Raw genomic sequence first — 20,655 nt, forward strand, 5'->3', positions numbered from 1 at the left:
CACTAGCCGACTGCGAATAAAATATGTTCAAAATTCTTTTGATTGACCGTTGTCACTTCACCCGCGCGGGGTTTGAAGCATGGCTCAATCATTCCGGTTTGTTCCCGGGACACTACGTAGTGACCGGGCTGAATAATCTGTTTCTTGCCAGAGAACACATTCTGCAATGGAAACCGACGCTGGTTATCGCTGACCTGTACGGCTTCAGGCAGGATATTCACCATTTTCAGCAGCTCTCTTCCCTGCTTAACGCCAGTGAAAGATTACCGTTTATTTTGCTGCAGTCGGGAGAGGACAGCGGGATGACCGACTGGCTTGGGAAGTTTCCGGTCTGGTCGTCGCTGTTGAAAAACGCCAGTCTCGAAGAGGTGGCAACGGTTATCAACGACGCGTTAATTTCGCGCGCCAGCGCTGACAGGCCAACGGCGGCAGCCCCTTTGCTGACCCGACAGGAAGAGAAGGTGCTGACGTTATGGATGGACGGCGCGAGCAATCAAAAAATTGCCGCTCACCTGAGCATCAACGGAAAAACGGTTTATACCTATAAACGCAATATCCGCATGAAATTACATATGGATACGCGTTTTTCTCCGTTCTTATCCCTGCAGGAATCAGAAAGCTGACGGTACGAAACCCGGCTGGTCCCGTACCGTTTATTCGTTACTGCTGAGCTTTTGTTGCCGCACCAGAGATTGCGCTACCACCTTCAGAAATATCCTGACCGACGCCACGCGTGGTATTACAGGCCGTTAACACTGAAGAAAGTACCAGGACTGAAAAGATCGCTGCAATTGTCTTCTTAACCATAATATCTTCCTTTTATAGCCAAAGTTGTTTTGTGTATAGCAACTTAAGGATAGACAAAATCCCGCCGGTTGACGGAAGAGGAAGCATTTTTAGGAAAATTAGACGAACTTAGCTGGCGGCGTGAGAAATGATATGACCCAGATCCTGGATATCTTGTCCCATTCCACGCGTGGTGTTACAGCCAGAAAGCAATGCACTGGAGAGCGCTAACAGAAGCAGAATTTTAACGGTACGTTTCATCATCCCTGCCTGCAAAAAAATCGGGCGCAGCGGGCGCTGCGCCTTCAATCATACGTAAATTACTTCACGCGGGATACGTATTCGCCGGAGCGGGTATCCACTTTGATCACTTCGCCAGTCTGTACGAACAGTGGCACTTTCACCACTGCGCCGGTAGACAGTTTGGCTGGCTTACCGCCGGTACCTGCGGTATCACCCTTCAGACCTGGATCGGTTTCAACGATTTCCAGTTCTACGAAGTTTGGTGGGGTCACTGCGATAGGCTGGCCGTTCCACAGGGTCACGATGCACTCAGCCTGATCCAGCAGCCATTTAGCGCTGTCACCTACCGCTTTCTCATCAGCAGACAGCTGTTCGAAAGTGGAGTTGTTCATGAAATGCCAGAACTCGCCATCGTTGTACAGATAGGTCAGGTTCATATCAACAACATCAGCGCCTTCAGCAGAGTCAGTAGACTTGAAGGTTTTCTCAACACGGGTACCGGTCAGCAGACGGCGCAGCTTAACGCGTGCGAATGCCTGGCCTTTACCTGGTTTAACGAATTCGCTGGCTTCAACCGCGTACGGTTCGCCGTCCATCATGATTTTAAGACCAGCACGAAAATCGTTGCTATAGTACGTTGCCATAAGGCCCTCTAAATTTGTTAACTGGTAGCTAAGCCACAAAATGGCGCATATTGTAACCCTAAACACCCCGTCCAGAGAAGATTGGTTATCGCAACTTGCCGATGTAATCACCAGTCCTGATGAATTGCTTCGTCTTTTAGACCTCGATCAGCACCCAGAGTTGCTTGCAGGCCGCGAGGCAAAGCGCCTTTTCGCCCTGCGCGTTCCCCGTGCGTTTGTGGCGCGGATGGAGAAAGGCAACCCCGACGATCCGCTATTAAAACAAACGCTTACTTCGCAGGATGAATTCATTACTGCGCCGGGATACAGCACCGATCCGCTGGAAGAGCAGAACAGCGTGGTGCCGGGTTTACTGCACAAGTATCTCAACCGCGCCCTGCTGCTGGTAAAAGGCGGCTGTGCGGTAAATTGTCGTTATTGCTTCCGTCGGCACTTCCCCTATGCCGAAAACCAGGGCAATAAACGCAACTGGCAGGTCGCGCTGGACTATATCGCCGCCCATCCGGAGCTGGATGAGATTATTTTTTCCGGCGGTGACCCGTTGATGGCGAAAGATCATGAGCTGGACTGGCTGCTGACTCAGCTTGAAGCCATCCCGCACATTAAGCGCCTGCGCATTCACAGCCGCTTACCGATTGTCATTCCGGCACGTATCACCGACGGCCTTGTGGCACGCCTGGAGCAATCCCGCCTGCAGGTGCTGCTGGTGAATCATATTAACCATGCGAACGAAATTGACGATGCGTTTCGCGCGGCGATGGCGCGACTGCGTAAAGCGGGCGTGACGCTGCTGAACCAGAGCGTGCTGCTGCGCGGCGTGAATGACAGCGCCCGCGTGCTGGCCGATCTGAGCAATGCCCTGTTTGATGCGGGCGTAATGCCGTATTACCTGCACGTGCTGGATCGCGTTCAGGGCGCGGCGCATTTCATGGTGACGGATGAAGAAGCCCGGCAGATTATGCGCGAACTGTTAACGCTGGTTTCAGGCTATATGGTGCCGAAGCTGGCACGCGAGATTGGCGGAGAGCCGAGCAAGACGCCGCTCGATTTGCAGCTGCGGCAGCACTAAAAAGGCAGGTGGCGCTACGCTTACCCGCCCTACAGGGCCGGGCGCAGCGCCATTAGCACATTACATCAGTTCGGGCACTTATAGACCTGGCCCGTCATCTGGCTGGCGGTCGGCACGAAGCTGGACAGCATACTCTGCGTTGGGCTACTTACGCCGTAAATCACGTTGCCGCCCATTGCCGCAGCCTGATTACGCAGGGCATTCGCCGCTCCGCGCATAGAACCGCCTTCCTCACCGTGCTGACCCGACATCCAGTTACTTTGTTCACCGGTTGCCGTGCCTAACAGCTGGCATTCACTGCCAGGCTTATCTTCCACAAAGCGAACGCCCTGGCCCGCTGCCGACAGCTCATTGCTGGAGCTACAACCCGCCAGCAGCAGTGCTGCCCCTACAATCCCTGCACAGACTTTTACGCGCATGTTATTCCTCGTTTTCAATAAGCTGGACAGTAATTGTCCGTGTGTAAATCTTATACCTAAAAGATGACTAAAAGAAAAACCCCCGCGCATTTCTGCGAGCCAGATTCCGCGAGGCACTCCTCCGACATCTTAAATGAATTCTGATAATAACCTTTGGGATATCGTGTTTTAGCCCCCGATCGTTTTTAGTGATGCAACGTACAACTTTTGTACGCGACTAAAAAAGGAGGTTTTATGAGTGCATCATCCTCAGGAGAGGAAAAAGTGACATGGGTGGGTTATGTGGCGTTTGTACTTACCATCGTTTTTTTCTCGGGCTTTTTCGCCAAAAGCACCGAATGGTGGCGCGTGCTGGATTTTACCGTCTTAAACGGCAGCTTTGGCCCGGTCAACGGCGCTCTGACGTTTCGCGGAACGGGCGGAACGGGGGCGAAAGACGGTTTCCTCTTTGCCCTTGAGCTGGCTCCCTCGGTCATTTTATCGCTTGGTATCATCGCCGTCACCGAAGGTCTGGGCGGGCTGCGTGCCGCACAGCAGCTTATGACTCCCATTTTACGTCCGCTGCTGGGTGTGCCGGGCGTTTGCTCCCTGGCGCTGATAGCCAACCTGCAAAACACCGATGCGGCGGCAGGGATGACCAAAGAGTTAACCGATGAAGGCGCGATTACGGACCAGGAGCGCGCTATTTTCGCCACCTTTCAGACCAGCGGTAGCGCCATCATTACCAACTATTTTTCTTCCGGTGCCGCGCTCTTCACCGTTATCACCATCCCGGTGATTACGCCGCTGGCCGTTATTCTGGTGTTTAAATTCGTTGGCGCGAACGTCCTGCGCCTGTGGATCGCCCACATGGAAAATCGTCTTCAGGAGGAAGAACATGATCGCCCAGCCGCGTAAAAATATCATGGATATGTTTATTGATGGCGCCCGCCGCGGCTTTACCATCGCCACCACCAGCCTGTTGCCGAACGTCGTCATGGCGTTTGTCATCATTCAGGCGCTCAAGGTCACCGGCCTGCTGGATATTGTCGGCAAGATATGCGAGCCAATTATGGCGCTGTGGGGCCTTCCGGGTGCGGCGGCAACGGTTCTTTTGGCCTCGGTGATGAGTATGGGCGGCGGCGTGGGCGTCTGCGCCAGCCTGGTCGCCGCCGGCACGCTCAACGGCCACGATGCCACCATCCTGCTGCCCGCTATCTATCTGATGGGCAATCCGGTGCAAAACACCGGCCGCTGCCTGGGTACCGCCGGCGTAAACCCGAAATATTATCCGCATATTATTACTCTTTGTGTCATTAATGCCCTGCTCTCAATGTGGGTGATGCAGCTACTCTTCTGAGGAGATAAAAATGGATTTTTCAGTGCTGAAACCCCACCTTTTCCGCAACGCACATCTCTACGCCCCGGAGGATAAGGGACGTTGCGATCTGCTGATCGCTGCGGGAAAAATCGTGGCGATCGAAAAAGCGAACCACGGAACAACGAGGCCAGACTGCCCGGAAAGCGATCTGGCTGGGGCGGTGGTTTGCCCGGGGTTTATCGACCAGCATGTGCATTTGATCGGTGGCGGCGGCGAGGCGGGCCCTCACACCCGCACGCCAGAGGTTCGCCTGTCTGCACTCGTTGCCGCAGGCATCACCTCGGTTGTTGGCCTGCTAGGCACCGACGGCGTGACCCGGCATCCTGAATCGCTGCTGGCAAAAACGCGGGCCCTTGAACATGAAGGGATCAGCGCATGGATGCTGACGGGGGCGTACGGGCTGCCTTCGCCGACCATCACCGGCAGTGTCGAAAAAGACGTGGCGCTGATTGATAAAATCATTGGCGTGAAATGCGCGATCTCTGACCATCGTTCTTCCGCGCCAGCCGAGGACCAGCTCGCCAGTATGGCTGCCCAGTCACGCGTAGGCGGGCTGTTGGGTGCCAAAGCGGGTATTTCCGTGTTTCACCTCGGCAACAGCCCAAAGCTGCTGGAGCCGCTATTTAGCATCCTGAATAACGCCGACGTTCCCCGCGTGAAACTGCTGCCAACGCACGTAAACCGCGCCCAGGCGCTGTTCCTTGCCGCGCTGAGCTATGCCCGCGAAGGCGGCTTTATCGACATCACGACCAGCATCAGTGAACCGATTGACGCCGCCAGCGCCATCGTGATGGCCCGCGAGGCGCAGGTGCCGTTTAACCGGCTTACGCTCAGTTCGGACGGCAACGGCAGCCAGCCGAAATTTGATGAGAGCGGCAATCTGGTGGGTATGGGCGTGGCGGGGTTCGAATCCCTGCTCGAAACGTTGCAGCAGCTGGTCAGCCGGCATCAGCTGCCGCTGGAAGAGGCGCTTCTTCCCTTTACGCGAAACGTGGCGGCGTTTCTCGGGCTGGAGCATAAGGGACGGCTCGCGCCCGGATGCGACGCGGATTTCCTGGTACTGACGGACGATCTGAAGATTCGCGAGGTCTGGGCCAAAGGCCGCCAGATGGTGCGTGAAGGTGCCGTGTGCGTCAAAGGGACTTTCGAATAGCACGCAATAAAAAACCCCGGGCATTTCTGCCCGGGGTTCGTTCTGAGAGGTTCAGAACAACATGATTACATCATGCCGCCCATTCCACCCATGCCGCCCATGCCAGCAGCACCTAAGTCAGGCGCATCGCCTTTAGGCAGGTCGGTCACCATGCACTCGGTGGTGATCATCAGACCAGCAACAGAGGCCGCGTACTGCAGAGCAGAACGGGTCACTTTAGTTGGGTCCAGGATACCGAAGTCGATCATGTTGCCGTATTCTTCAGTTGCCGCGTTGTAACCGTAGTTACCTTCGCCCGCTTTAACCTTGTTTGCTACCACAGATGGCTCTTCACCGGCGTTAGACACGATCTGACGCAGAGGCGCTTCCATTGCGCGCAGCGCAACTTTGATACCCACGTTCTGGTCTTCGTTCTGAGCGGTCAGGCCAGCCAGTTTAGCGGCAACGCGCACCAGCGCAACGCCACCACCCGCAACCACGCCTTCTTCTACCGCAGCACGGGTCGCGTGCAGGGCATCGTCAACGCGCGCTTTTTTCTCTTTCATTTCAACTTCGGTCGCAGCACCGACTTTGATTACCGCAACGCCGCCTGCCAGTTTCGCTACGCGCTCCTGCAGTTTTTCACGGTCGTAATCGGAAGTCGCTTCTTCGATCTGCTTACGGATCTGACCTACGCGGCCCTGAATAGCGGCTTCTTCACCCACGCCATCGATGATGGTGGTGGTGTCTTTGTTGATCACAACGCGTTTCGCCTGACCCAGGTCTTCCAGGGTCGCTTTTTCCAGCTCCATACCGATCTCTTCAGAGATGACGGTACCGCCGGTCAGGGTAGCGATATCCTGCAGCATCGCTTTACGACGATCGCCGAAGCCAGGTGCTTTAACCGCAGCCACTTTCACGATGCCGCGCATGGTGTTAACCACCAGGGTCGCCAGCGCTTCGCCTTCAACATCTTCAGCGATGATAACCAGCGGTTTGCCTGCTTTCGCAACGGCTTCCAGCACTGGCAGCATTTCGCGGATGTTGGAGATTTTTTTGTCAGCCAGCAGGATGAACGGGCTTTCCAGCTCAACAGCGCCAGTCTCTGGCTTGTTGATGAAGTATGGGGACAGGTAACCGCGGTCGAACTGCATACCTTCAACCACGTCCAGTTCGTCTTCCAGACCGGTACCGTCTTCAACGGTGATTACGCCTTCTTTACCGACTTTGTCCATCGCTTCCGCGATCAGTTTACCTACGGTTTCGTCGGAGTTAGCGGAGATGGTACCAACCTGAGCAATCGCTTTAGAGTCAGAGCACGGTACGGACAGCGCTTTCAGTTCTTCCACAGCGGAGGCGACAGCTTTGTCGATACCACGTTTCAGATCCATTGGGTTCATGCCCGCCGCAACGGCTTTCAGACCTTCGGTGATGATGGCCTGCGCCAGAACGGTCGCGGTGGTGGTACCGTCGCCTGCAGCGTCGTTCGCTTTAGAGGCCACTTCTTTCACCATCTGCGCACCCATGTTTTCGAACTTGTCTTCCAGCTCGATTTCACGTGCTACGGAAACACCGTCTTTGGTGATGGTTGGCGCGCCGAAGGATTTATCCAGCACTACGTTACGGCCTTTCGGGCCCAGGGTCACTTTAACTGCATCTGCCAGTACGTTTACGCCGCGGAGCATTTTTACACGAGCGTCGTTACCGAATTTTACGTCTTTAGCTGCCATGTTCTTATTTCCTCAAATTCTCGTGCGTAAATTACGCTTCAACAATTGCCAGAATGTCGCTCTCGGACATGATCAACACTTCTTCATTGTCGATCTTCTCGGATTTCACGCCGTAGCCATCGTTGAAAATTACGATGTCACCAACTTTAACGTCCAGTGGCTGCACAGTTCCGTTTTCCAGGATGCGGCCCTTACCGACAGCGATGATTTCGCCACGCGTTGATTTGGCTGCTGCAGAACCGGTCAGAACGATGCCGCCAGCAGACTTGGTTTCAACTTCTTTACGTTTGACGATCACACGATCATGTAACGGACGAATACTCATTGATAGCTCTCCTTTGAGAAAGTCATTATCAGTTATGGATGACGCCGGCCCGCATGCGGTTTTCCGACTAGTGCCCTGAGAGATGGGGATAGCTTTTTACCCCTTCAAGGGGGAGTTGAAAAAAAATTTTGCGAAAGTGTTACCATCGCCTCTCTTTTGGAATTGGCAGGACGATGTCAATGAGTGGACTCAAGCAGGAGTTGGGGCTGGCGCAGGGCGTCGGCCTGCTCTCGACCTCCTTGTTAGGAACGGGCGTGTTCGCCGTACCTGCACTGGCGGCACTGGTAGCCGGAAATAACAGTCTGTGGGCGTGGCCCGTTCTGATTGTATTGGTTTTCCCGATTGCCATTGTGTTTGCCATCCTGGGGCGGCATTTCCCCAGCGCGGGCGGCGTGGCGCATTTTGTCGGGCTGGCATTTGGCCCGCGACTGGAGCGTGTGACCGGCTGGCTGTTTCTCTCCGTTATTCCGGTTGGGCTTCCTGCGGCGCTGCACATTGCAACCGGCTTTGGCCAGGCACTGTTTGGCTGGCATGACGAGCAGTTACTGTTGGCTGAACTGGGTACGCTGGCTATCGTCTGGTGGGTGGGTTCACGCGGAGCCCGCTCCAGCGCCAACCTGCAGACACTGGTTGCGGTGCTGATTGTCGCGCTCGTTGCCGCTATCTGGTGGGCGGGAGATATCACCGTAAAAGAGATTCCCTTCCCGGCCGTGACAGACGTCGACCACTCACAGCTTTTTGCCGCGCTCTCCGTCATGTTCTGGTGTTTTGTCGGTCTGGAAGCCTTTGCCCATCTGGCGTCGGAATTTAAGCAGCCTGAACGTGATTTCCCCCGCGCACTGATGATCGGCCTGCTGCTGGCAGGCACGGTGTACTGGGCGTGTACCGTGCTGGTGTTGCACTTCAAGGCTTTCGGAGCCGATCTCGCCGCCGCGGCATCGCTGCCGGGTATCGTGGTTGAACTGTTTGGTGTGAAGGCGCTGTGGATCGCCTGCGTTATCGGCTATCTGGCCTGTTTTGCCAGCCTCAACATTTATATCCAGAGCTTTGCCCGTCTGGTGTGGTCGCAGGCGCTGGATAAACCTGATAACCGCCTCGCGCGCCTGTCTAAACGCCAGCTGCCGCTGAATGCCCTGAATGCCGTACTGGGCTGCTGCGTGCTGAGTACGCTGTGCATTTACGCCCTGAAGGTCAATCTGGATACGCTGCTCGTCTACGCTAACGGCATTTTTATTATGATCTACCTGCTGTGCATGCTGGCGGGATGCCGTTTGCTGAAAGGCCGTTATAAAGCACTGGCGCTTGTCGGGGGGCTACTGTGCCTGCTGTTGCTGGCAATGGTGGGGTGGAAAAGTATGTACGCCATCGTCATGCTGGCGGTGTTGTGGCTGGCGCTTTAGTAGGCCCGGTAAGCGAAGCGCCACCGGGCAACAAAATCACCGATCGTCTTTGTGATCCAGACGGTCGTGCTGTTCATCCTTACGCTGATATTCCCCTTCAAACGTGTCGCCTGGCCCGGTGCTGAACCCACCGCCCGGCATACGGCTAAAGCGCAGATGCGGCAGCAGCTTCATGGTCAGGTGCTTTTGCACCGGCGGCAGAAGCAGCAGAAGGCCGAGGAAGTCGGTAAAGAACCCGGGCAGAATCAGCAGCAGCCCCGCAATAATCAACGACACGCTTTTGATCATCTCTTCCGCCGGGCTTTCGCCTGCGGCCATCTTTTGCTGCATTATCAGGAAATTTTTGAAACCCTGATTACGCACCAGCGACATGCCGATGACGGAGGTGAAAATCACCAGAATCAGCGTCAGCAGGACGCCCAGCACATGGGCAACCTGGATGAAAATGGAAATCTCAATGTAAACATAGAGAAAGAAAGCAATAAACGGTATCCAGCGCACTGGCATCTCCTGTGTGGCAGAGGCCATCGGCCCCTGTCTGAATGTGTTCGCGACGCGCGTTTGTATGAGATGGTGACGGTTAGCGAAAATTCAATCAGTTTGCACGGATATTTTTTTTGGAAATATTAAAGCGGTGACCCATTTCACAGATTAATAATTATCATGGAATCGGCTCGATAATAAGTGATCCAGCTTACGGCAATTCGCTATCATCAGCATATGATCTCGAGCATCTGGCTGATTGAGGGAATAATCGTCGGTCAGAAAATATTCAAAACCACATAAATACTGTGTGTTTAGTACAATCCATCGGCAGCTTGAAAAGAAGGTTCACATGTTAAACAACATTCGTATCGAAGAAGACTTGTTGGGTACCAGGGAAGTTCCAGCGGATGCCTACTACGGTGTCCACACTCTGAGAGCGATTGAAAACTTCTACATCAGCAACAGCAAAATCAGCGACATCCCTGAGTTTGTTCGTGGCATGGTGATGGTGAAGAAAGCCGCAGCCCTGGCCAACAAAGAGCTGCAAACCATTCCTAAAAGCGCGGCAAATGCGATTATCGCAGCCTGCGATGAAGTGCTGAACAACGGCAAATGCATGGATCAGTTCCCGGTTGACGTCTATCAGGGCGGCGCGGGCACCTCCGTCAACATGAATACCAACGAAGTACTGGCAAACATTGGCCTGGAGCTGATGGGTCACCAGAAAGGTGAATACCAGTACCTGAACCCGAACGACCACGTCAACAAATGCCAGTCCACCAACGACGCCTACCCTACCGGCTTCCGTATCGCGGTGTATGCCTCCGTGGTGAAACTGGTGGATGCGATCAACCAGCTGGGTGATGGCTTCCAGCGTAAAGCGGTTGAGTTCCAGGACATTCTGAAAATGGGTCGTACCCAGCTGCAGGATGCGGTGCCGATGACCCTCGGCCAGGAATTCCACGCGTTTAACGTCCTGCTGAACGAAGAGACTAAAAATCTGCTGCGCACCTCCGAGCTGCTGCTGGAAGTGAACCTGGGCGCTACCGCCATCGGTACGCGTCTGAACACCCCGGATGGCTATCAGCAGCTGGCGGTACAGAAGCTGGCTGAAGTGTCCAACCTGCCGGTTGTGCCTGCAGAAGACCTGATTGAAGCGACCTCCGACTGCGGCGCCTACGTCATGGTACACAGCGCGCTGAAACGTCTGGCGGTGAAACTGTCCAAAATTTGTAACGACCTGCGCCTGCTCTCTTCCGGCCCGCGCGCTGGCCTGAACGAAATCAACCTGCCAGAACTGCAGGCAGGTTCGTCCATCATGCCAGCCAAGGTGAACCCGGTCGTGCCAGAAGTAGTGAATCAGGTTTGCTTCAAAGTCATCGGTAACGATACGACCGTGACCATGGCCTCTGAAGCGGGTCAGCTGCAGCTGAACGTGATGGAGCCAGTCATTGGCCAGGCGATGTTTGAATCTATCCACATTCTGACCAACGCCTGCTACAACCTGCTGGAAAAATGCATCAACGGCATCACGGCGAATAAAGAAGTCTGCGAGGGTTATGTCTATAACTCCATCGGGATCGTCACCTACCTCAACCCGTTCATCGGGCACCATAACGGCGACATCGTCGGTAAGATTTGCGCCGAAACCGGTAAGAGCGTGCGCGAAGTGGTGCTGGAGCGCGGGCTGTTGACCGAAGCCGAGCTGGACGATATTTTCTCAGCCCAGAACCTGATGCACCCGGCCTATAAAGCGAAACGATATACCGATGAAAGCGAACAGTAACCGTTCAGGCTAGGCTTCTTAAGGCACGTCACTTGTGACGTGCCTTTTTTCTTTTTAGGCGTTACCAAAATACAACAATTCAATATCAACTTGTTAATAAGCAAGGCAGGTCCTTATGTTTGGAGCAGAACTCGTCATCGTCTTGTTGGCGATTTATTTGGGAGCACGACTCGGGGGTATCGGCATCGGTTTTGCCGGCGGTCTTGGAGTGCTCGTTCTTACCCTTATCTTTCAGATTAAACCCGGCGCAATACCGTTCGACGTTATCGAAATCATCATGGCAGTCATTGCCGCTATTGCCGCCATGCAGGTGGCAGGCGGTATGGACTACCTGGTGAGCCTGGCGGAGCGCATGCTACGCCGCCACCCGAAATACATAACCTTCCTTGCTCCGCTGGTGACCTGGTTTATGACCATTCTCGCCGGTACTGGCCACACCGCTTTCTCCACGCTGCCGGTGATCACCGAAGTGGCGAAAGAACAGGGCATCCGTCCGTCGCGTCCGCTCTCTATTGCCGTCGTCGCGTCCCAGATCGCGATTACCGCCTCGCCGATTTCCGCGGCGGTGGTCTTCTTCGCCGGTATCCTGGAGCCGATGGGCGTGAGCTACCTGACGCTGCTGGCGATCTGCATTCCGGTGACGCTGATTGCGGTGATGATTACCGCCGTGCTGTGTAACTTCCTCGGTGCTGAACTGAAAGACGATCCGGTTTATCAGGAGCGTCTGGCAAAAGGTGAAGTGAGCCTGCGCGGCAGCCAGGTCTTCGAACTGAAGCCACATGCGAAACGCTCCGTGCTGCTGTTCCTGATTGGTATTGTTGCCGTCATGTTCTATGCGACCGCCATCAGCGATACCGTGGGGCTGATCCAGAACCCGGTCCTGCCGCGTAACGAAGCGATTGTGGTGTTCATGCTGACCATCGCGACGCTGATTAGCATCACCTGTAAAATTGATACCAGCGAAGTGCTGAACGCCAGCACTTTCAAATCCGGTATGAGCGCCTGCGTGTGCGTACTGGGTGTGGCGTGGCTTGGTGATACCTTCGTGAAAGCGCACATCAGTGATATCCAGACCGTCGCTGGTGACCTGCTGCACAACTATCCGTGGCTGCTGGCTGTCGTGCTGTTCTTCGCGGCTACTCTGCTTTACTCCCAGGCGGCGACCACCAAAGCGCTGATGCCTGCGGCGCTGATGCTGGGTGTGACGCCGCTGACGGCAATTGCCTCTTTTGCGGCGGTTTCTGCCCTGTTCGTATTGCCAACCTACCCAACCCTGCTGGCGGCGGTGGAGATGGACGACACCGGCTCAACCCGTATCGGTAAGTACGTGTTTAACCACGCGTTCCTCATCCCGGGCGTGGTGGCGATTACGCTTTGCGTGGTCCTCGGCTTTATCATCGGCGGCATTGTGCTGTAAACGGTTAGCCGTTGTAAAAATAGTTAAAATCGGGCCGCTCAGCGGCCCGTTTCATTAATGACCAATCGTCTTGCGTGATATAGTGAAGACTTTCGTGATGAGGAGGTCGACTTGTGAACACGCCTGATGCCGTTGTCGTACTGTGCACCGCCCCTGATGAAGCTTCTGCCCAGGATCTCGCCGCCAAAGTGCTGGCCGAAAAACTGGCAGCCTGCGTCACGCTCCTCCCCGGCGCTACCTCTCTTTACTATTGGGAAGGTAAGCTGGAGCAAGAGTACGAAGTCCAGATGTTGCTTAAAACCAATCTGGCGAATCAGCAGGCACTCCTGGACTGCCTCAAATCTCATCATCCCTACCAAACCCCGGAACTGCTGGTCTTGCCAGTGGTTCATGGCGATAACGACTATCTCTCATGGCTCAACGCTTCCTTACGCTGATCCTGCTGCTTTGCAGCACATCGGTTTTTGCCGGGCTGTTTGACGCGCCCGGCCGTTCGAACTTCATTCCTGCCGATCGGGCGTTTGTTTTCGATTTCCAGCAAAACCAGCACGACCTTACGCTCAACTGGCAGGTGAAAGAGGGCTATTACCTCTATCGCAAGCAGGTGAGCATTACGCCTGCTCAGGCCAGCGTGGGCGCATTACAAATGCCCGCTGGCGAGTGGCATGAAGATGAGTTTTACGGCAAAAGCGAAATCTATCGCCAGCGCCTGAGCGTGCCCGTTACGGTGAACCAGGCGGATAAAGGCGCGACCCTGACGGTGACCTACCAGGGATGCGCGGATGCCGGATTCTGCTATCCGCCGGAAACAAAGGTGGTTCCGCTTAGTGAGGTGAAAGCGTCGCCCACGATTTCCCCTCTTCCTTCAGGCGAGAAGCATGAGGATACCGCTGACCTTCCGTTCTCCGCGCTGTGGGCCTTACTGATTGGCATTGGCATTGCCTTTACCCCCTGCGTGCTGCCGATGTATCCGCTCATCTCTGGCATCGTACTGGGCGGCAAACAGCGCCTTTCCACCGCACGCGCGCTGCTGCTGGCCTTTATTTACGTGCAGGGTATGGCGCTGACCTACACGGCGCTCGGCCTTGTGGTCGCCGCTGCCGGGTTGCAGTTCCAGGCCGCACTTCAGCACCCGTACGTGCTGATTGGCCTGTCGGCGATATTTATCCTGCTGGCACTGTCGATGTTTGGCCTGTTCACGCTGCAGTTACCGTCAACTCTGCAAACCCGCTTAACGCTGATGAGCAATCGTCAGCAGGGTGGTTCGGCAGGCGGCGTGTTTATGATGGGGGCCATCGCCGGACTGATTTGCTCCCCTTGCACCACTGCCCCGCTGAGCGCCATCCTGCTCTATATTGCCCAGAGCGGCAATCTGTGGCTCGGCGGCGGTACGCTGTACCTTTATGCGCTGGGCATGGGCCTGCCGCTCATTCTGGTCACGGTTTTTGGCAACCGCCTGCTGCCGAAGAGCGGCCCGTGGATGGAGACGGTGAAAACCGCATTTGGTTTTGTGATTCTGGCGCTGCCGGTGTTTCTGCTGGAACGCATTACGGGTGACGTCTGGGGCACTCGCCTGTGGGCGATGCTCGGCGTAGCGTTCTTCTCCTGGGCATTTATCGTCAGTCTGGGGGCCAAAAAAGCGTGGATGCGCCTGGTGCAAATTCTCCTGCTCGCCGCCGCGCTGGTGAGCGTGCGTCCTCTGCAGGATTGGGCGTTCGGCTCGCCGGTCGGCCAGACGCAGGCGCATTTGAACTTTATGCAGATTAAGAACGTCGATGAGCTCAACAGCGCGCTTGCGCAGGCGAAGGGCAAACCGGTGATGCTCGATCTCTATGCCGACTGGTGCGTCGCCTGCAAAGAGTTTGAAAAATACACCTTTAGCGATCCTCAGGTACAAAACGCCCTGAAAGAGACGGTTCTGCTCCAGGCGAACGTAACCGCCAATAATGCGCAGGATAAGGCTCTGCTGAAGCAGCTTAACGTGCTCGGGCTGCCAACCATCCTGTTCTTCAATCAGCAGGCTCAGGAGCAGCCAGAACAGCGTGTAACCGGGTTTATGGATGCAGCAGCATTTAGCGCGCATTTGCGCAATCGCCAACCGTAAACAACACTTTAAACGGAACATACCGTTGGGAATAGCGGAGGAGATAACCGTGCAACGCGAAGACGTACTGGGACAAGCCCTGCAATTACTTGAGATTTATGGGATCGCCAGCACCACGCTTGAGATGGTAGCCGACCGTATCGATTACCCCCTGGATGATCTTAAGCGCTTCTGGCCGGATAAAGAGGCGCTCGTTTATGATGCTCTGCGCTATCTCAGCCAGCAGGTTGATATCTGGCGCAGGCAGCTGATGCTGAATGAAGAACTGACTGCGGAACAAAAGCTTCTGGCGCGCTATACCGCCCTGACGGAATGTGTCAGCAACAACCGCTATCCGGGCTGCCTGTTTATTGCGGCCTGTACGTTCTATCCCGATCCCGACCATCCTGTCCATCAGTTGGCGGATCAGCAAAAACGGGCTGCGCATGACTTCACTCACGAGCTGCTTACCCGTCTTGAAGTGGATGACCCGGCAATGGTGGCGAAACAGATGGAGCTGGTGCTGGAGGGCTGCCTGAGCCGCATGCTGGTGAACCGTAGTCAGGCCGATGTGGATACGGCGCACCGACTGGCGGAAGATATTCTGCGCTTTGCTCAGTGCCGTATGGGCGGGGCGTTAACGTAAGCGAACCTGTTAAATTTGACGTATTCGACGCGTAAACCATCAGATTGCCGCAAAGTTAAGCAATTGAACAGCTTTTCCCGAAATAATGTTGACGATAAGGCGCGATTGCGGTTTAATGCGCTCCGTTGCCCGGATAGCTCAGTCGGTAGAGCAGGGGATTGAAAATCCCCGTGTCCTTGGTTCGATTCCGAGTCCGGGCACCACTATTTAAAGAACCCAGCCTATGGCTGGGTTTTTGCTTTTCTGCGTTTATAAATCCCTCCTTTAGTATTCTTGCTTCTTTTTACCGTGGGATCGTGCAGTCTGCCATGCCCGGTGGCGCTGCGCTTACCGGGCCTACAGGTTTTGTAGGCCGGATAAGGCGAAGCCGTCATCCGGCATGATTTCTGGCGCACAAAGCAAAAAACCCCGCACCTTTCGGTACGGGGTTCTTCTTATTTGATGCCTGGCAGTTCCCTACTCTCACATGGGGAGACCCCACACTACCATCGGCGCTACGGCGTTTCACTTCTGAGTTCGGCATGGGGTCAGGTGGGACCACCGCGCTAAAGCCGCCAGGCAAATTCTGTTTAATCTGTATCAAGGCTGAATTTTGATTGTTCGTCTCTTCGCCAAAACATCTTCGGCGTTGTAAGGTTAAGCCTCACGGTTCATTAGTATCGGTTAGCTCAACGCATCGCTGCGCTTACACACCCGACCTATCAACGTCGTCGTCTTCAACGTTCCTTCAGGAGACTTAAAGTCTCAGGGAGAACTCATCTCGGGGCAAGTTTCGTGCTTAGATGCTTTCAGCACTTATCTTTTCCGCATTTAGCTACCGGGCAGTGCCATTGGCATGACAACCCGAACACCAGTGATGCGTCCACTCCGGTCCTCTCGTACTAGGAGCAGCCCCCCTCAATTCTCCAGCGCCCACGGCAGATAGGGACCGAACTGTCTCACGACGTTCTAAACCCAGCTCGCGTACCACTTTAAATGGCGAACAGCCATACCCTTGGGACCTACTTCAGCCCCAGGATGTGATGAGCCGACATCGAGGTGCCAAACACCGCCGTCGATATGAACTCTTGGGCGGTATCAGCCTGTTATCCCCGGAGTACCTTTTATCCGTTGAGCGATGGCCCTTCCATTCAGAACCACCGGATCACTATGACCTGCTTTCGCACCTGCTCGAGCCGTCACTCTCGCAGTCAAGCTAGCTTATGCCATTGCACTAACCTCCTGATGTCCGACCAGGATTAGCTAACCTTCGTGCTCCTCCGTTACTCTTTGGGAGGAGACCGCCCCAGTCAAACTACCCACCAGACACTGTCCGCAACCCGGATCACGGGTCTACGTTAGAACACCAGCCATTAAAGGGTGGTATTTCAAGGACGGCTCCATGCAGACTGGCGTCCACACTTCAAAGCCTCCCACCTATCCTACACATCAAGGACCAGTGTTCAGTGTCAAGCTATAGTAAAGGTTCACGGGGTCTTTCCGTCTTGCCGCGGGTACACTGCATCTTCACAGCGAGTTCAATTTCACTGAGTCTCGGGTGGAGACAGCCTGGCCATCATTACGCCATTCGTGCAGGTCGGAACTTACCCGACAAGGAATTTCGCTACCTTAGGACCGTTATAGTTACGGCCGCCGTTTACCGGGGCTTCGATCAAGAGCTTCGCGTTGCCGCTAACCCCATCAATTAACCTTCCGGCACCGGGCAGGCGTCACACCGTATACGTCCACTTTCGTGTTTGCACAGTGCTGTGTTTTTAATAAACAGTTGCAGCCAGCTGGTATCTTCGACTGATTTCAGCTCCACCCGCAGGGGCTTCACCTACATATCAGCGTGCCTTCTCCCGAAGTTACGGCACCATTTTGCCTAGTTCCTTCACCCGAGTTCTCTCAAGCGCCTTGGTATTCTCTACCTGACCACCTGTGTCGGTTTGGGGTACGATTTGATGTTACCTGATGCTTAGAGGCTTTTCCTGGAAGCAGGGCATTTGTTACTTCAGCACCGTAGTGCCTCGTCATCACACCTCAGCGTTAAAAGGTACCGGATTTACCTGGAACCTCCGCCTACATGCTTAAACCGGGACAACCGTCGCCCGGCTAACATAGCCTTCTCCGTCCCCCCTTCGCAGTAACACCAAGTACAGGAATATTAACCTGTTTCCCATCGACTACGCCTTTCGGCCTCGCCTTAGGGGTCGACTCACCCTGCCCCGATTAACGTTGGACAGGAACCCTTGGTCTTCCGGCGAGCGGGCTTTTCACCCGCTTTATCGTTACTTATGTCAGCATTCGCACTTCTGATACCTCCAGCAACCCTCACAGGCCACCTTCAACGGCTTACAGAACGCTCCCCTACCCAACAACACATAGTGTCGCTGCCGCAGCTTCGGTGCATGGTTTAGCCCCGTTACATCTTCCGCGCAGGCCGACTCGACCAGTGAGCTATTACGCTTTCTTTAAATGATGGCTGCTTCTAAGCCAACATCCTGGCTGTCTGTGCCTTCCCACATCGTTTCCCACTTAACCATGACTTTGGGACCTTAGCTGGCGGTCTGGGTTGTTTCCCTCTTCACGACGGACGTTAGCACCCGCCGTGTGTCTCCCGTGATAACATTCTTCGGTATTCGTAGTTTGCATCGGGTTGGTAAGCCGGGATGGCCCCCTAGCCGAAACAGTGCTCTACCCCCGAAGATGAGTTCACGAGGCGCTACCTAAATAGCTTTCGGGAGAACCAGCTATCTCCCGGTTTGATTGGCCTTTCACCCCCAGCCACAAGTCATCCGCTAATTTTTCAACATTAGTCGGTTCGGTCCTCCAGTTAGTGTTACCCAACCTTCAACCTGCCCATGGCTAGATCACCGGGTTTCGGGTCTATACCCTGCAACTTAACGCCCAGTTAAGACTCGGTTTCCCTTCGGCTCCCCTATACGGTTAACCTTGCTACAGAATATAAGTCGCTGACCCATTATACAAAAGGTACGCAGTCACACCACGAAGGTGCTCCCACTGCTTGTACGTACACGGTTTCAGGTCTTTTTCACTCCCCTCGCCGGGGTTCTTTCGCCTTTCCCTCACGGTACTGGTTCACTATCGGTCAGTCAGGAGTATTTAGCCTTGGAGGATGGTCCCCCCATATTCAGACAGGATACCACGTGTCCCGCCCTACTCTTCGAGTTCACAACCTGTGCATTTTCGTGTACGGGACTGTCACCCTGTACCGTGCGACTTTCCAGACCGCTTCACTAACACACAAGCTGATTCAGACTCTGGGCTGCTCCCCCGTTCGCTCGCCGCTACTGGGGGAATCTCGTTGATTTCTTTTCCTCGGGGTACTTAGATGTTTCAGTTCCCCGGTTCGCCTCGTTAACCTATGTATTCAGTTAACGATAGTGCAACGAATTGCACTGGGTTTCCCCATTCGGACATCGCCGGGTCAAAGGTTCATATCACCTCGCCGGCGCTTTTCGCAGATTAGCACGTCCTTCATCGCCTCTGACTGCCAGGGGCATCCACCGTGTACGCTTAGTCGCTTAACCTCACAACCCGAAGATGTTTCACTTCTGATGCGAAAATTTGAGAGACTCGAACACACCATTAAAGATGTGTCGTTTCAATTTTCAGCTTGATCCAGATTTTTAAGAGCAAATATCTCAAACGTGACTCGTAAGTCAGTTTTGAGATATGACGGCAGGTGACTTTCACTCACGAACCAGCAAGTGGCGTCCCCTAGGGGATTCGAACCCCTGTTACCGCCGTGAAAGGGCGGTGTCCTGGGCCTCTAGACGAAGGGGACACTGAAGTCTCAATCGCAAGACGCCTTGCTATTTACTTTTCATCAGACAATCTGTGTGAGCACTACAAAGGCAGGTTCTTTAAGGTAAGGAGGTGATCCAACCGCAGGTTCCCCTACGGTTACCTTGTTACGACTTCACCCCAGTCATGAATCACAAAGTGGTAAGCGCCCTCCCGAAGGTTAAGCTACCTACTTCTTTTGCAACCCACTCCCATGGTGTGACGGGCGGTGTGTACAAGGCCCGGGAACGTATTCACCGTAGCATTCTGATCTACGATTACTAGCGATTCCGACTTCATGGAGTCGAGTTGCAGACTCCAATCCGGACTACGACGCACTTTATGAGGTCCGCTTGCTCTCGCGAGGTCGCTTCTCTTTGTATGCGCCATTGTAGCACGTGTGTAGCCCTACTCGTAAGGGCCATGATGACTTGACGTCATCCCCACCTTCCTCCAGTTTATCACTGGCAGTCTCCTTTGAGTTCCCGGCCGGACCGCTGGCAACAAAGGATAAGGGTTGCGCTCGTTGCGGGACTTAACCCAACATTTCACAACACGAGCTGACGACAGCCATGCAGCACCTGTCTCAGAGTTCCCGAAGGCACCAATCCATCTCTGGAAAGTTCTCTGGATGTCAAGAGTAGGTAAGGTTCTTCGCGTTGCATCGAATTAAACCACATGCTCCACCGCTTGTGCGGGCCCCCGTCAATTCATTTGAGTTTTAACCTTGCGGCCGTACTCCCCAGGCGGTCGACTTAACGCGTTAGCTCCGGAAGCCACGCCTCAAGGGCACAACCTCCAAGTCGACATCGTTTACGGCGTGGACTACCAGGGTATCTAATCCTGTTTGCTCCCACGCTTTCGCACCTGAGCGTCAGTCTTTGTCCAGGGGGCCGCCTTCGCCACCGGTATTCCTCCAGATCTCTACGCATTTCACCGCTACACCTGGAATTCTACCCCCCTCTACAAGACTCTAGCCTGCCAGTTTCGAATGCAGTTCCCAGGTTGAGCCCGGGGATTTCACATCCGACTTGACAGACCGCCTGCGTGCGCTTTACGCCCAGTAATTCCGATTAACGCTTGCACCCTCCGTATTACCGCGGCTGCTGGCACGGAGTTAGCCGGTGCTTCTTCTGCGGGTAACGTCAATTGCTGAGGTTATTAACCTCAACGCCTTCCCCCCGCTGAAAGTACTTTACAACCCGAAGGCCTTCTTCATACACGCGGCATGGCTGCATCAGGCTTGCGCCCATTGTGCAATATTCCCCACTGCTGCCTCCCGTAGGAGTCTGGACCGTGTCTCAGTTCCAGTGTGGCTGGTCATCCTCTCAGACCAGCTA

General features: G+C 54.6%; 18 protein-coding genes, 2 tRNA genes and 3 rRNA genes. 12 read left to right on the top strand and 11 right to left on the bottom strand.

Going from position 1 to position 20,655, the window contains the following annotated elements; translation table 11 throughout:
* Window positions 1-23: 23 nt before the first annotated feature.
* Window positions 24-623 carry a LuxR C-terminal-related transcriptional regulator gene (locus tag PI91_RS02295; protein WP_021240725.1) on the top strand — a complete coding sequence of 200 codons (600 nt, stop codon included), beginning with the start codon at window positions 24-26 and terminating at the stop codon, window positions 621-623.
* A 37-nt stretch (window positions 624-660) separates the two neighbouring features.
* On the opposite strand, the gene ecnB is transcribed toward PI91_RS02295, so the two are convergent.
* The 3 genes from ecnB to efp form a co-directional block, all read right to left on the bottom strand.
* Window positions 661-807 carry a lipoprotein toxin entericidin B gene (ecnB, locus tag PI91_RS02300; protein ID WP_003025482.1) on the bottom strand — a complete coding sequence of 49 codons (147 nt, stop codon included), beginning with the start codon at window positions 805-807 and terminating at the stop codon, window positions 661-663.
* Window positions 808-915: 108 nt separating this feature from the next.
* Window positions 916-1,047 carry an entericidin A/B family lipoprotein gene (locus PI91_RS02305; protein WP_024907352.1) on the bottom strand — a complete coding sequence of 44 codons (132 nt, stop codon included), beginning with the start codon at window positions 1,045-1,047 and terminating at the stop codon, window positions 916-918.
* A gap of 59 nt (window positions 1,048-1,106) precedes the next feature.
* Window positions 1,107-1,673, bottom strand: a complete 567-nt coding sequence (gene efp, locus PI91_RS02310) for an elongation factor P (protein ID WP_008502940.1) — start codon at window positions 1,671-1,673, stop codon at window positions 1,107-1,109.
* A gap of 40 nt (window positions 1,674-1,713) precedes the next feature.
* Between efp and epmB the strand changes: the two genes are divergently transcribed.
* The gene (gene epmB, locus PI91_RS02315) at window positions 1,714-2,742 is read left to right on the top strand and encodes an EF-P beta-lysylation protein EpmB (protein ID WP_008502941.1); all 1,029 of its coding nucleotides are present in this window, start codon (window positions 1,714-1,716) and stop codon (window positions 2,740-2,742) included.
* A gap of 65 nt (window positions 2,743-2,807) precedes the next feature.
* On the opposite strand, the gene PI91_RS02320 is transcribed toward epmB, so the two are convergent.
* The gene (locus PI91_RS02320; RefSeq protein ID WP_008502942.1) at window positions 2,808-3,161 is read right to left on the bottom strand and encodes a DUF4156 domain-containing protein; all 354 of its coding nucleotides are present in this window, start codon (window positions 3,159-3,161) and stop codon (window positions 2,808-2,810) included.
* Between the two features lie 234 nt (window positions 3,162-3,395).
* On the opposite strand from PI91_RS02320, the gene PI91_RS02325 reads away from it, so the two are divergent.
* Genes PI91_RS02325 through iadA form a run of 3 tightly spaced genes read left to right on the top strand, consistent with a single transcriptional unit; the run spans window position 3,396 to window position 5,674 of the window.
* Window positions 3,396-4,058, top strand: coding sequence for a nucleoside recognition domain-containing protein (locus PI91_RS02325; protein ID WP_023326538.1), 663 nt, complete (start codon window positions 3,396-3,398; stop codon window positions 4,056-4,058).
* On the top strand, window positions 4,039-4,500 hold the full coding sequence (locus PI91_RS02330) for a YjiG family protein (protein WP_023293466.1): 462 nt from the start codon (window positions 4,039-4,041) through the stop codon (window positions 4,498-4,500). Before PI91_RS02325 ends, PI91_RS02330 begins: the two co-directional genes overlap by 20 nt.
* 10 nt (window positions 4,501-4,510) lie before the next feature.
* A complete protein-coding gene (gene iadA, locus PI91_RS02335; RefSeq protein ID WP_032655307.1) occupies window positions 4,511-5,674 on the top strand; it encodes a beta-aspartyl-peptidase in 1,164 nt (387 codons plus the stop codon).
* A 65-nt stretch (window positions 5,675-5,739) separates the two neighbouring features.
* Here the strand turns inward: iadA and groL are convergent, their stop codons facing one another.
* Both groL and PI91_RS02345 read right to left on the bottom strand, forming a co-directional pair.
* Window positions 5,740-7,383 (bottom strand): chaperonin GroEL, encoded by a 1,644-nt coding sequence (groL, locus tag PI91_RS02340; protein ID WP_008502946.1) that lies wholly within the window; start codon window positions 7,381-7,383, stop codon window positions 5,740-5,742.
* Between the two features lie 31 nt (window positions 7,384-7,414).
* Window positions 7,415-7,708, bottom strand: coding sequence for a co-chaperone GroES (locus PI91_RS02345; RefSeq protein WP_003855929.1), 294 nt, complete (start codon window positions 7,706-7,708; stop codon window positions 7,415-7,417).
* 179 nt (window positions 7,709-7,887) lie between these two features.
* Here PI91_RS02345 and yjeH point away from each other — a divergent pair, with 179 nt between their 5' ends.
* Window positions 7,888-9,108: an L-methionine/branched-chain amino acid transporter gene (gene yjeH, locus PI91_RS02350; RefSeq protein WP_039265378.1), complete on the top strand. Its 1,221-nt coding sequence runs from the start codon at window positions 7,888-7,890 to the stop codon at window positions 9,106-9,108.
* Window positions 9,109-9,144: 36 nt separating this feature from the next.
* Here the strand turns inward: yjeH and PI91_RS02355 are convergent, their stop codons facing one another.
* A complete protein-coding gene (locus tag PI91_RS02355) occupies window positions 9,145-9,609 on the bottom strand; it encodes an FxsA family protein (RefSeq protein WP_023616652.1) in 465 nt (154 codons plus the stop codon).
* A 334-nt stretch (window positions 9,610-9,943) separates the two neighbouring features.
* On the opposite strand from PI91_RS02355, the gene aspA reads away from it, so the two are divergent.
* The 6 genes from aspA (at window position 9,944) to PI91_RS02385 (ending at window position 15,729) form a co-directional block, all read left to right on the top strand.
* Window positions 9,944-11,380 (top strand): aspartate ammonia-lyase, encoded by a 1,437-nt coding sequence (gene aspA / locus PI91_RS02360; protein WP_003855923.1) that lies wholly within the window; start codon window positions 9,944-9,946, stop codon window positions 11,378-11,380.
* A gap of 115 nt (window positions 11,381-11,495) precedes the next feature.
* A complete protein-coding gene (locus PI91_RS02365; RefSeq protein WP_008502949.1) occupies window positions 11,496-12,797 on the top strand; it encodes an anaerobic C4-dicarboxylate transporter in 1,302 nt (433 codons plus the stop codon).
* Window positions 12,798-12,910: 113 nt separating this feature from the next.
* Complete coding sequence (gene cutA, locus PI91_RS02370; protein WP_014168278.1) at window positions 12,911-13,234, top strand: divalent cation tolerance protein CutA; 324 nt, start codon at window positions 12,911-12,913, stop codon at window positions 13,232-13,234.
* Window positions 13,210-14,901: a protein-disulfide reductase DsbD gene (locus PI91_RS02375; protein ID WP_039265379.1), complete on the top strand. Its 1,692-nt coding sequence runs from the start codon at window positions 13,210-13,212 to the stop codon at window positions 14,899-14,901. Before cutA ends, PI91_RS02375 begins: the two co-directional genes overlap by 25 nt.
* 49 nt (window positions 14,902-14,950) lie before the next feature.
* A complete protein-coding gene (locus PI91_RS02380) occupies window positions 14,951-15,526 on the top strand; it encodes a transcriptional regulator (protein WP_021240733.1) in 576 nt (191 codons plus the stop codon).
* Window positions 15,527-15,653: 127 nt separating this feature from the next.
* Window positions 15,654-15,729: transfer RNA gene (locus tag PI91_RS02385), tRNA-Phe, on the top strand.
* A gap of 240 nt (window positions 15,730-15,969) precedes the next feature.
* Here the strand turns inward: PI91_RS02385 and rrf are convergent.
* The 4 genes from rrf to PI91_RS02405 all read right to left on the bottom strand — a co-directional run.
* Window positions 15,970-16,085: ribosomal RNA gene (gene rrf, locus PI91_RS02390) — 5S ribosomal RNA — on the bottom strand.
* Between the two features lie 73 nt (window positions 16,086-16,158).
* Window positions 16,159-19,059, bottom strand: a 23S ribosomal RNA gene (locus PI91_RS02395).
* A gap of 181 nt (window positions 19,060-19,240) precedes the next feature.
* Window positions 19,241-19,316 (bottom strand) — tRNA-Glu (locus PI91_RS02400).
* Window positions 19,317-19,401: 85 nt separating this feature from the next.
* Window positions 19,402-20,655, bottom strand: a 16S ribosomal RNA gene (locus PI91_RS02405); the annotation flags it as partial.

This window comes from Enterobacter sp. FB, assembly GCF_000805795.1.
GTDB lineage: Bacteria > Pseudomonadota > Gammaproteobacteria > Enterobacterales > Enterobacteriaceae > Enterobacter > Enterobacter roggenkampii.

Bases quoted from the DNA above. Each gene is read 5' to 3' on its own strand.
- PI91_RS02295 (WP_021240725.1), top strand. From the start codon at position 24: ATGTTCAAAATTCTTTTGATTGACCGTTGTCACTTCACCCGCGCGGGG.
- ecnB (WP_003025482.1), bottom strand. From the start codon at position 807: ATGGTTAAGAAGACAATTGCAGCGATCTTTTCAGTCCTGGTACTTTCT.
- PI91_RS02305 (WP_024907352.1), bottom strand. From the start codon at position 1,047: ATGAAACGTACCGTTAAAATTCTGCTTCTGTTAGCGCTCTCCAGTGCA.
- efp (WP_008502940.1), bottom strand. From the start codon at position 1,673: ATGGCAACGTACTATAGCAACGATTTTCGTGCTGGTCTTAAAATCATG.
- epmB (WP_008502941.1), top strand. From the start codon at position 1,714: ATGGCGCATATTGTAACCCTAAACACCCCGTCCAGAGAAGATTGGTTA.
- PI91_RS02320 (WP_008502942.1), bottom strand. From the start codon at position 3,161: ATGCGCGTAAAAGTCTGTGCAGGGATTGTAGGGGCAGCACTGCTGCTG.
- PI91_RS02325 (WP_023326538.1), top strand. From the start codon at position 3,396: ATGAGTGCATCATCCTCAGGAGAGGAAAAAGTGACATGGGTGGGTTAT.
- PI91_RS02330 (WP_023293466.1), top strand. From the start codon at position 4,039: ATGATCGCCCAGCCGCGTAAAAATATCATGGATATGTTTATTGATGGC.
- iadA (WP_032655307.1), top strand. From the start codon at position 4,511: ATGGATTTTTCAGTGCTGAAACCCCACCTTTTCCGCAACGCACATCTC.
- groL (WP_008502946.1), bottom strand. From the start codon at position 7,383: ATGGCAGCTAAAGACGTAAAATTCGGTAACGACGCTCGTGTAAAAATG.
- PI91_RS02345 (WP_003855929.1), bottom strand. From the start codon at position 7,708: ATGAGTATTCGTCCGTTACATGATCGTGTGATCGTCAAACGTAAAGAA.
- yjeH (WP_039265378.1), top strand. From the start codon at position 7,888: ATGAGTGGACTCAAGCAGGAGTTGGGGCTGGCGCAGGGCGTCGGCCTG.
- aspA (WP_003855923.1), top strand. From the start codon at position 9,944: ATGTTAAACAACATTCGTATCGAAGAAGACTTGTTGGGTACCAGGGAA.
- PI91_RS02365 (WP_008502949.1), top strand. From the start codon at position 11,496: ATGTTTGGAGCAGAACTCGTCATCGTCTTGTTGGCGATTTATTTGGGA.
- PI91_RS02375 (WP_039265379.1), top strand. From the start codon at position 13,210: ATGGCTCAACGCTTCCTTACGCTGATCCTGCTGCTTTGCAGCACATCG.